Origin of the sequence: uncultured Demequina sp., assembly GCF_913055775.1 — a bacterium.
Lineage (GTDB): Bacteria > Actinomycetota > Actinomycetes > Actinomycetales > Demequinaceae > Demequina.
In genome coordinates, this window is record NZ_CAJXJX010000101.1 from 1 (window position 1) to 10,136 (window position 10,136).

Consider the following 10,136-nt stretch of genomic DNA (forward strand, 5'->3'; position numbering starts at 1 on the left):
CAGCGGGCGAGGGAATCGGCGCCCAGGTTCTTCTGCACCACGAGCCATGCCTCGCCGCCCGGGGCCAGGCGCGGCAGCCACGTGCTGAGCAGACCGTGCAGCGCCTCTTTGCCGATCCGGATGGGCGGGTTGGACCAGATCGCGTCGAAGCGCAGCTCCGTCGGAACGTCGCCCGGCTCCAGGGCGGCAACCTGTGCGGCCACCCCCAGCCGCTCCGCGTTGCGCGCGGTCAAGTCCAGCGAGCGACGGTTGACGTCGACCGCGGTGACCCGCGCATCGGCCGTGCCCAGTGCTGCCGTCAGCGCGAGCGGTCCCCACCCGCACCCCAGATCCAGCACGTCGCCGGCGGGAGCCGGCGGCAGGTGACGCAGCAGCACCTGGGTACCCAGGTCGAGGTGCCCGGGGGAGAAGATGCCGGGCGCGGTCTCCACATCGACGTCGCGCCCGGCGAGCTGGACGTGGATGCGGCGGCGCTCGTCAGCGGACGCGGGCTCCGCGGTGAAGTAGTGGTCCTCGCTCACGCGTGCGAGCGTACCGGTGGTGGTGCCTGTCAGCGCGCGATGCGACAATGGACGGAGCATGAGTGAAGCGCTCCACGACAGCAACGACGACCAGCAGCCCTCTCGCGCCGATGCGGTGATCGAGCGGGTGCTGTCGCGCGCGGGAACGGCGGTGGCCGAGGGCGGCACCGCGCGCACCGCGTACGACGGCGACCAGTTCGAGCGCGAGGAGCGCGCCGCGCTACGCCGCGTCGACAACCTCTCGACCGAGCTCGAGGACATCACCGAGGTCGAATACCGCCAGCTGCGCCTTGAGAAGGTCGTGCTGGTGGGGCAGTGGTCCCAGGGCAGTGCCGCCGAGGCTGAGGTGGGGCTGCGCGAGCTCGCGGCTCTCGCCGAGACGGCCGGCTCGCAGGTCCTCGATGGCGTCCTGCAGCGCCGCCCGCACCCGGACCCCGCCACGTACATCGGCAAGGGCAAGGCGGCGGAGGTCGCGGAGATCGTGGCCGCGGTGGGCGCCGACACCGTCGTGGTGAATGACGACCTCGCTCCCAGCCAGCGCCGCGCGCTCGAGGACGTGGTGAAGGTCAAGGTCATCGACCGCACCGCGTTGATCCTCGACATCTTCGCCCAGCACGCCAAGTCCAAGGAGGGCAAGGCGCAGGTCGAGCTCGCCCAGCTCGAGTACCTGCTGCCGCGACTGCGCGGCTGGGGTGACTCGATGTCCCGCCAGGCAGGTGGACAGGTCGGCGGCGCCGCGGCGGGCATGGGTTCCCGCGGTCCCGGTGAGACCAAGATCGAGCTGGACCGCCGGCGCATCCACACGCGCATGGCGCAGCTGCGCCGCCAGATCAAGGCCATGGAGCCCGCGCGCGAGGTGCGGCGCAGCAGCCGGAGGGCGCTGCCCAACGTCGCGATCGTGGGCTACACCAACGCCGGCAAGTCCTCGCTGCTGAACCGCGTCACGGGCGCGGGCGTCCTCGTGGAGAACGCGCTGTTCGCCACCCTGGACCCGACGGTGCGCCGTTCGCAGACGCCCGACGGCCGCGAGTTCACGGTGTCCGACACCGTGGGCTTCGTGCGGGACCTGCCGCACCAGCTGGTCGCGGCCTTCGCGTCGACGCTCGAGGAGGTCGCGCAGGCGGACCTCATGCTGCACGTGGTCGATGCGTCGCACCCGGATCCCGAGGGACAGATCTCGGCGGTACGCACCGTGCTGTCGGACGTGCCGGGTGCGGACGAGGTGCGCGAGGTGATCGTGCTCAACAAGGCGGACATCGCGGACCCCGAGACGCTGATGCGCCTGCGCGCGCGGCCGGAGACCACCATCGAGGTCTCTGCGCTCACGGGTGAGGGCATCGACGCGCTGATGGCCCTGATCGGCCGCGAGCTGCCGCGTCCCGACGTCCGTGTCGACGTCGTGGTGCCGTACACGCGCGGCGACCTGATCCACGAGGCCCACCTGCACGGCGAGATCATCGAGGAGACCCACGAGCCCGAGGGCACGCGCCTGATCGCGCTGGTCGACGAGCCCCTCGCCGCGCGGCTCGAAGCCGCCGCGCTCGCTGCGTGAGCACGGCCGATGCGCCCGTCGCCGCGGGTGATGACGTCGCGGTGAGCGAGGACGCGGCCGCGCGGACCGAGGCCGTTCGGCTGCTCGGCACGGCCGTCGCCGCGCTGGGGGGCAAGGAGCGTGCCGGCCAGACCGCGATGACGGCCGCGGTCGAGCGCGCGCTGGGCCACGGCGAGCACGCGCTGGTGCAGGCGGGAACCGGCACCGGAAAGTCCCTGGCCTACCTCGTGCCCGCGGTCGTGCACGCGGCACGGGCGAAGGAGCGCATCGTGGTGTCCACGGCGACGCTCGCGCTGCAGCGACAGGTGTACTCCAAGGATCTCCCCCTCGTGCTCGACGCACTCGAGCCGGAGCTGGGCGAGCGTCCTCGGGCGGCGCTGTTCAAGGGACGCGCCAACTATCTGTGCAAGCACAAGATGGCGGGCGGCTACGGCGAGCCGGACGAGGACATGCTGCCGATCCAGGCGGGCCCCACGAGTGACCTGGGACGCGAGGTCGCGAGGCTGCACGCGTGGGCGGAGGAGACCGACACGGGCGACCGGGACGACCTCGTCCCCGGCGTGTCCCACCGCGCGTGGGCGCAGGTGTCCGTCACCGGTCGCGAGTGTCTCGAGTCCAAGTGCCCCATGCTCAAGGAGTGCTTCTCGCAGCAGGTGCGCGACCAGGCGGCGAACGCCGGGATCGTCGTCACCAACCACGCCGTGCTGGGAGTCCAGGCGGCCAGCCACGACCTGCTGGGCGAGCATCACGCCCTCATCGTCGACGAGGCGCACGAGCTGGTGAGCCGGATCACGTCCTCCGCGACCCACGAACTCACCGTGCTGCGCCTCGATCGCGCGGCGACGGCTGCTCGACGGTGCGGGATCGACTCCGAGGAGCTCGACCGGGCGGCGCGTGCTCTCGATGGCGCGCTGGGCGAGCACGAGCCCGGGCGGCTGCGCCTGGGCCTGCCCGAGGACCTCGCCGAGGCCGTCGACCTGGCGCGTGGCGCCGCGCGCGCCATGCTCAGCCAGGTGCAGAAGCTCGGCAAGGACGCCGGTGAGACGGGCTCCCCGGGTGACACCGCATCGGCCACCGCCAAGCTCGCGACCGCCGCTCTCACCGAGGTCTTCGACGTGTGCGAGGAGCTCCTGGGCGAGCACGGGCGCTATGTGATCTGGCTCGCGCCTCCCGACGGCGACTACGAGTCGCGGGCGGCGGTGCGCATCGTCGCGGCGCCCCTCGATGTCGCGGGTCTGATCCGCGAGCGGCTCATCTCGGAGAAGGCCTCGGTCTTCACGTCGGCGACCCTGGCGCTGGGCGGCAACTTCGAGGCGATGGCGCGTCACCTGGGCATCGACGAGCCGATCACCATGGATGCCGGCAGCCCCTTCGAGTACGGCAGCCAGGGAATCCTGTACGTGGCGTCGCACCTGCCGCGACCGGGGCCGGGCGGTATCTCGGACGAGGCGCTCGACGAGCTCGCCGCGCTGATCGAGGCGGCTGGCGGCCGGACCCTGGGGCTGTTCTCGTCGCACCGGGCCGGGCAGGCCGCGGCCGAGGCCATGCGTGCCAGGCTCGACGTGCCGGTGCTGTACCAGCTCGACGATCAGCTGCCGACGCTGGTCGAGCGGTTTCGCGAGGACCCGCAGGCGTGTCTGTTCGGGTCCACGTCACTGTGGCAGGGCATCGACGTGCCCGGCGCGACGGCGTCGCTGGTGGTGATCGATCGCATCCCGTTCCCCCGGCCGGACGAGCCGATCTCGCAGGCGCGGAGCGAGGCCGTCGCGCAGTCCGGCGGCAACGGTTTCATGGCCGTCTCCGCGACTCATGCTGCGTTGCTGCTCGCCCAGGGGTCCGGGCGCCTGATCCGCTCTCACGAGGACAGGGGAGTGGTCGCCGTGCTCGACTCGCGCCTGGCGACGGCCCGGTACGGAGGCTTCCTCGCGCGGTCGATGCCGCCGCTGTGGGGCACGTCCGACCGCGACACGGTGCTCGAGGCGCTGCGACGCCTCGACGCGGCTGCGCGGGAGCGCGGCGAGTAGGCCCTAGGCTGTGGACGCGGAAGGAGCCCCACGATGACTGAGACGACGCCCAGCGCCGAGTACGAGCGCGGCCAGCAGGAGGAGCGCGAGCGCTTCGCGGAGTACCTGGCGCACTTCGAGAAGCGGGGCCGGCGGCTTGCCGCCGAAGCGGAGTCTGAGGAGTCGCGGACGTACCAGACCACGGTCGCGAACTCGATGGGCGCGATGCGCCGCGCAATCCAGGGCGGATTCCACTGGAAGGACGACTGGCGCGCGACCGAGTAGTCGCTGTGGCGTCGCTACACGCGACGCAGGACCGAGACCACCTTGCCCATGATGGACGCGTGGGTGCCGTCGATGGGCGTGTACGCGGGGTTGTGAGGCATCAGCCAGACCTGGCCGTCCTTGCGCCGGAACGTCTTGACCGTGGCCTCGTCATCCAGGAGCGCGGCGACGATGTCGCCGTTGTCTGCCGTCGCCTGCCGGCGCACGACGACCCAGTCGCCGTCGCAGATCGCGGCGTCGATCATCGAATCACCGGTGACGTTGAGCATGAACAGCTCGCCCTCGCCGGTGAGCTGCTTGGGCAGGGCGAAGATGTCCTCGACGGCCTGGTCCGCGAGCACCGGGCCACCGGCGGCGATGCGGCCGACGAGCGGGACCATCGAGAGGTCGTCCCGGTCGACGGCCGGCGCAACGGCGATCTCGGGGTTTGACGTGTCGGGCGCGGACTCCTGGCCGGGCATGACCACCTCGATGGCGCGGGGCCGATGTGGGTCGCGGCGCAGGTAGCCCTTCGACTCCAGGGCGGACAGCTGATGCTTCACCGAGGAGGTCGACGTGAGGCCCACGGCCTCGCCGATCTCCCGCATCGACGGCGGGTAGCCGCGGGACTCGACCGAGTCGCGGATGGTCTCGAGGATGCGTCGCTGGCGGTCGGTGAGCCGGTCCTCGGGGGCCGTCGGGAACTCGTGGATGGTGGCGCCGCCCTCGACTGAGCGCTCGTCCATGTCTCCTCCTCGCGGGCCCTGCCCGGCTCGATGTCAGACCCCGGTGATGGGCTGTCCTTCATGACGGTAGGGCACCCGAACGCGGAAATCAAACATATGTTCGAGCGTGTCTTGCCTCTGTCCGACCAGAGTGCTACAAATAGAACACGTGTTCGACGAACATGTGTTCGAATGGAGGAAGACATGACTGCATACGCGATGACCAGCCCGGCGATCTCCCGCCCGGTGCCTGCGATCGTTCGGTCCTCGTCGCGCCCCGCTTCCGTTCAGCCGCGACGCGGCTCCGTGCGCGTCCACATGATCGACACACCCGCCGCGCGCGCTCGTCGGCGAGGGATCCTGGTCGTGGTGCTGCTCGCGCTCGGCGCGTTCCTGGCGCCGCAGGCGTTCGCGAACGACTCGTCTGAGATCCCGGTGGTGCTCGACACCTACACGGTGGGCCAGGGGGAGACCATGTGGGAGATCGCGTCGAGCATCGCGCCCGCCGGAGTGGACGTGCGCGACGTCGTCGCGGACATCCTGACGGTCAACGCCATGACGGACTCGGCTCTGCAGGCGGGTCAGCAGTTGAGGCTGCCGGTCATCGACTGACGTGCGGCCGCGCTCGCGCGGACGTTCGGCTCAGATCGGCCGCGCGTGGTCCGGGCAGTCGTCAGCGCGGCGCATCGGGGGAGCGGCTCGACCGGTTCCGATGGGCTGAACGGTCGCGTGCGCCTTTCATGGGAGAGTGTTCCCATGCATTGCCCCTTCTGCCGCCACCCGGACTCGCGCGTCGTCGACTCGCGCACTACCGAGGACGGGTCGTCGATCCGGCGCCGGCGCGAGTGCCCCGAGTGTGGCAAGCGCTTCTCGACGGTCGAGACGGCCAGCCTGTCGGTGGTGAAGCGCAACGGACTGGTCGAGTCATTCAGCCGCGACAAGGTGATGTCCGGCGTGCGCAAGGCGTGCCAGGGACGCCCGGTCAGCGAGGACGACCTCGCCGTGCTCGCCCACCGCGTCGAGGAATCGATCCGTGCGCAGGGACAGGCGGAGATCGACGCGACCGACATCGGGCTCGCGATTCTCCCGCCGTTGCGCGAGCTCGACGAGATCGCCTACCTGCGCTTCGCGAGCGTCTACCAGGCGTTTGAGACGCTCGAGGACTTCGAGGCCGCCATCACGCTGCTGCGCGGCGACGACTGACGCTGATCCTCCACCCGGGTCCGTCCGACTCCCAGAATCCCCACTGACGCTCCACCAGGACGCACCGGTGCTTGCGCGTTGCACCGTGCGCGAACCCCGCGGGTGGTCAGCGCTTCTTCTTGGGGCGGGGCTTGCCCCGGCGGCTCGAGGTGCTCTTGGTGGGCTTGCCCGCAGACTTCTTGCCAGGCTTGCCGTCCGACTTCTTGACCGGCTTGCCCGCAGAGTTGTTGCCGCGCGTGCCGCCGTCCTGCTTGCGGGCCTTGCCGCCGGTGTCCTGCGTCGCTCCGCCGTGGGCGGGCTTCCTGCCGCGGGGCTTCGCGCCGGCGTCGCGGTCGTAGCGAGCGGGGCTGCGGTCGTCGCGACCCTCCCGTGAGCCACGTCGGTTGTCACGGTCGCTCGCGTCGGTATCGAAGCGCCCACGTCGGTCGTCACGCCGGTAGTCGCGGTTGTCGCGAGAGCCGCGGCGGTCGTCCCGGCCATCGCGGCCCTTCGTGGACTTCCCGCGGCCGGGACGGGTCTGACCTTCGCGATCGCTGAGGTACTGCTCGCGCAGGGCGAGTTCGCGCTCGCGCTCCGCGATCCGGCGCTCGCGGGCCTCGAGGTCGGAGCGCGTCCTCGCGCTCTCGTGCTGAGGGCTCGAACTCGTGCCGTACGACGTGCGGCCGTGTGCCGGACGTCGCGCGCCGTCGCCGCGAGCCGGACGACCGGAGCGCTCCGGCCGCGATCCCGACCGATCGCGGCCACCGGAGCCACCGCGACCACCGGAGCCACCACGCCCACCCGCGCCACCGCGGCCGCCACGCCCTCGCGCGCGCTCTCCCGAGGCAGCGGGGAGCGGCTCCTCGACGGGCACGCCGGACGGCTCCCGCGCACCGGTGAGGCGCGACAGCTGCTCGAGCGACTCGCGGTCGTCGCCGCCCACCTTCCGGAAGGTCGCGTCGACGCCGGCGAGCTCGATGAGCCGATCGACCGGCTTGCGCTGGTGCGGGAGGGACATGGTGACCACGAGCCCGCTCTCGCCGGCGCGCGCGGTGCGCCCGGCGCGGTGGGTGTAATCCTTGTGGTTGCCGGGCGGGTCCATCTGGAGCACCAGGTCCACATGATCGACATGAATGCCGCGGGCCGCGACGTCGGTGGCGACGAGCACGGGGATCTGCCCGGCGCGGAAGCCCGTGATCGCGTGATTGCGCTCGTGTTGCGAGCGATCGCCGTGCAGTGCGACCGCCAGCACGCCGGCGTCGCGCATCTCGGCGGCGATGCGGTCGCACGCGAGCTTCGAGCGCACGAACGCGATCGTGCGCCCCTCGCGAGCGACGATGCGCGTCGCGAGCCGATACTTCAGGTGCGGCGGCACGGACAGCACCACGTGCCGCATGTCCGCCGGAGCATCGTCACCGTCGGTGACGTCGTGGAGGACCGGATCCTCCATGTACGCCGTCACCAGGCGATCGACGTCGCCGTCGAGGGTCGCGGAGAACAGGAGCCGCTGCCCGCCCGCAGGCGTGGCGGCGAGGATCTTCTCGATCTCCTCCATGAAGCCCATCTCCGCCATGTGGTCCGCCTCGTCGAGCACCACGAGATCGGTCTGGGACAGGTCCGCGTGACCCCGGCGGGCGAGATCCGCGAGGCGTCCCGGCGTCGCCACCACCAGGTGCACGCCCCGCTCGAGAGAGCGGATCTGCTTCGACATCGACAGCCCGCCGGCCACGAGCCGCAGCGACACCTCCATGGCGTGGGCGAAGGGCTCGAGCGCGTCGTTGACCTGCATCGCGAGCTCGCGTGTGGGCACCAGCACGATGGCGCGCGGACGCCCCGGCTCGGCGCGGCCGGTCTGCGCGAGGCGAGCGATCGCCGGCAGGCCGAAGCCCAGCGTCTTGCCCGACCCCGTGCGTGCCTTGCCCAGCACGTCCTTCCCCGCCAGCGCATCGGCGATCGTGGCCGCCTGGATGGGGAACGGGGTCTCCATGCCCGCAGCGGCGAGCGAGGAGACCAGCGCCTCGGGCAGCCCGAGGTCCTGGAAGGTGATCGCGTCGTCGGCGGCTATGAGAGCACTCGCAGCCGCACAGTGCCGGGCATCGCGCCCAGGTCGGCGACGGAGTCGTCGGTCAGGCCGGCGGCGATGTCAGTCACCACGTAGCCCAGGTCGCCGCGCGTCGCAAGCAGCTGGCCCTCGATGTTGACGTCGTGCTCGGCGAACACGCGGTTCACCGCTGCCAGCACGCCGGGGATGTTCTCGTGCAGGTGCGCGATGCGGTGCGACCCCTGCGGCTGGTCCAGCTGCAGGTTGGGCAGGTTGACGCTGAGCGACGTGGAGCCGTGCTGCATGTAGTCGCGCAGGCGCTTGGACACGAAGATGCCGATGTCGCGCTGCGCCTCCTCGGTGGAACCGCCGATGTGAGGGGTGAGGATGACGTTGGGCGTGTTCTGCAGGGGCGACGTGAACGGGTCGCCCTTCTTCTTGGGCTCCTCGGGGAACACGTCGATGGCCGCGCCGGCGATCGCGCCGGACTCGAGGCCCTCCTTGAGAGCGTCGACGTCCACGATGAAGCCGCGCGACAGGTTGAGGAACAGCGCGCCGGGCTTCATGGTGTCGAACTGCTTGCGACCGAAGAAGCCCTGGTTGCCGGCCCGCCCGTCGACGTGCAGCGTCACGACATCGGCAGCCTGCAGCAGCGACTCGAGCGTAGGCATGCGCGTCGCATTGCCCAGCGCGAGCTTCTCCGCGTTGTCGTAGAAGATCACGTTCATGCCCAGGGCCTCGGCGACCACGGACAGCTGCGAGCCGATGTTGCCGTAGCCCACGATGCCCAGCGTGCGGCCGCGGATCTCGTGCGCGCCGTCGGCGGACTTGTTCCACACGCCCTCGTGCATGAGGCGGTTGTGCACCTGCAGGCGCCGGGTCAGCGAGATCATCTCGGCGACCGCCATCTCGACCACCGAGCGCGTATTCGAGAACGGCGCATTGAAGGCCGCGATGCCATGGCGGGCGGCGGCGGCGAGGTCGATCTGGTTGGTGCCGATCGAGAACGCGCCTACGGCGCACAGCGACGGCGACGCCTCGATCACGCGCTCCGTGAGCTGGGTCTTGGAGCGGATGCCGAGGATCTCGACGCCCGCGAGGGCCTCGATCAGCTCGTCCTCATCCATCGCTCCCGCGTGGTTGACGACGTCGATGCCGGCGGCCTCGAGGTTCTCGGTGGCCTGGGGGTGAAGGTTCTCTAGAAGAAGTGCGCGCACGGGGGACATACTCTCGCACTCACGATGGTCGTACCAACTCCACCGTCGTGCGGGCTACGACGCGAGGCCGGCGGGCAGATCGCGCCCGTGCACGATCTCGAGACGGCGCGTGGGGCGGGTCAGCGCGACGTACAGGTCTCCCACGCGCGCGTCCGCGATCGCGGTCGGCTCGATCACCACCGCGACATCGAACTCCAGGCCCTTGGTCTCGCGGGCGGAGTGCACCTCGACCGGGGCTCCCTCGACGGCGATCTCCGCGACGGCCTCGCGCGTCTGCTCGACCATGTGGTCGGGCGCGATCACGGCGACCAGCCCGCCCTCGCCGTCCGCCATGGATGACGCGTGCCGCGTCGCCACGTGCGCTGCCGAGGCGACCACCGCATCGGCCGTCGCCGCGCGAGTGACCGCCACCGCATCGTCCAGCTCGCGCGCCGCCTTGAGCTCGCTGACCGGGAGCCGCGCTGCGGTCGCGAAGGCCTGCGCGGACTCGGCGACGGCGGCGGGGATGCGGTACGAGATCGTGAGCTCGCGCACGTTCCACGCGTCGCCGAACAGCGGGTCCATGGTCTCTGGCCACCAGCGCGTGCCGGCGGCGGCGGCCACCTGAGCGACGTCGCCCACGATCGTCAAC

At 71.2% G+C, this 10,136-nt stretch carries 8 protein-coding genes and 2 pseudogenes; 5 read left to right on the top strand and 5 right to left on the bottom strand.

All coding sequences use genetic code 11. The features are described from left to right. The coding region (locus QZ483_RS10325) for a class I SAM-dependent methyltransferase (protein ID WP_297083662.1) at window positions 1–521 on the bottom strand (521 nt) is incomplete at its 3' end. 58 nt (window positions 522–579) lie between these two features. On the opposite strand from QZ483_RS10325, the gene hflX reads away from it, so the two are divergent. The 3 genes from hflX to QZ483_RS10340 are packed head-to-tail and all read left to right on the top strand — an operon-like array spanning window position 580 to window position 4,361. Further along, the gene (hflX, locus tag QZ483_RS10330) at window positions 580–2,073 is read left to right on the top strand and encodes a GTPase HflX (protein ID WP_297083664.1); all 1,494 of its coding nucleotides are present in this window, start codon (window positions 580–582) and stop codon (window positions 2,071–2,073) included. Next, on the top strand, window positions 2,070–4,097 hold the full coding sequence (locus tag QZ483_RS10335; RefSeq protein WP_297083665.1) for an ATP-dependent DNA helicase: 2,028 nt from the start codon (window positions 2,070–2,072) through the stop codon (window positions 4,095–4,097). Before hflX ends, QZ483_RS10335 begins: the two co-directional genes overlap by 4 nt. A 33-nt stretch (window positions 4,098–4,130) precedes the next feature. Further along, window positions 4,131–4,361: a hypothetical protein gene (locus QZ483_RS10340; protein ID WP_297083668.1), complete on the top strand. Its 231-nt coding sequence runs from the start codon at window positions 4,131–4,133 to the stop codon at window positions 4,359–4,361. A 14-nt stretch (window positions 4,362–4,375) separates the two neighbouring features. On the opposite strand, the gene lexA is transcribed toward QZ483_RS10340, so the two are convergent. Continuing rightward, on the bottom strand, window positions 4,376–5,086 hold the full coding sequence (lexA, locus tag QZ483_RS10345; RefSeq protein ID WP_297083670.1) for a transcriptional repressor LexA: 711 nt from the start codon (window positions 5,084–5,086) through the stop codon (window positions 4,376–4,378). 183 nt (window positions 5,087–5,269) lie between these two features. Here lexA and QZ483_RS10350 point away from each other — a divergent pair, with 183 nt between their 5' ends. Together QZ483_RS10350 and nrdR are read left to right on the top strand one after the other, a co-directional pair. Continuing rightward, the gene (locus tag QZ483_RS10350; protein ID WP_297083672.1) at window positions 5,270–5,677 is read left to right on the top strand and encodes a LysM peptidoglycan-binding domain-containing protein; all 408 of its coding nucleotides are present in this window, start codon (window positions 5,270–5,272) and stop codon (window positions 5,675–5,677) included. Window positions 5,678–5,821: 144 nt separating this feature from the next. After that, window positions 5,822–6,275 (top strand): annotated as a pseudogene (gene nrdR / locus QZ483_RS10355) (transcriptional regulator NrdR); the annotation flags it as partial. 99 nt (window positions 6,276–6,374) lie between these two features. Here the strand turns inward: nrdR and QZ483_RS10360 are convergent. The 3 genes and pseudogenes from QZ483_RS10360 to QZ483_RS10370 all read right to left on the bottom strand — a co-directional run. Continuing rightward, entirely contained in the window at window positions 6,375–8,234 is a 1,860-nt protein-coding gene (locus QZ483_RS10360) for a DEAD/DEAH box helicase (RefSeq protein WP_297083676.1), read from the bottom strand. Window positions 8,235–8,308: 74 nt separating this feature from the next. After that, a complete protein-coding gene (serA, locus tag QZ483_RS10365; RefSeq protein WP_297083678.1) occupies window positions 8,309–9,514 on the bottom strand; it encodes a phosphoglycerate dehydrogenase in 1,206 nt (401 codons plus the stop codon). A gap of 45 nt (window positions 9,515–9,559) precedes the next feature. Continuing rightward, window positions 9,560–10,136: pseudogene (locus QZ483_RS10370) on the bottom strand (AAA family ATPase); the annotation flags it as partial.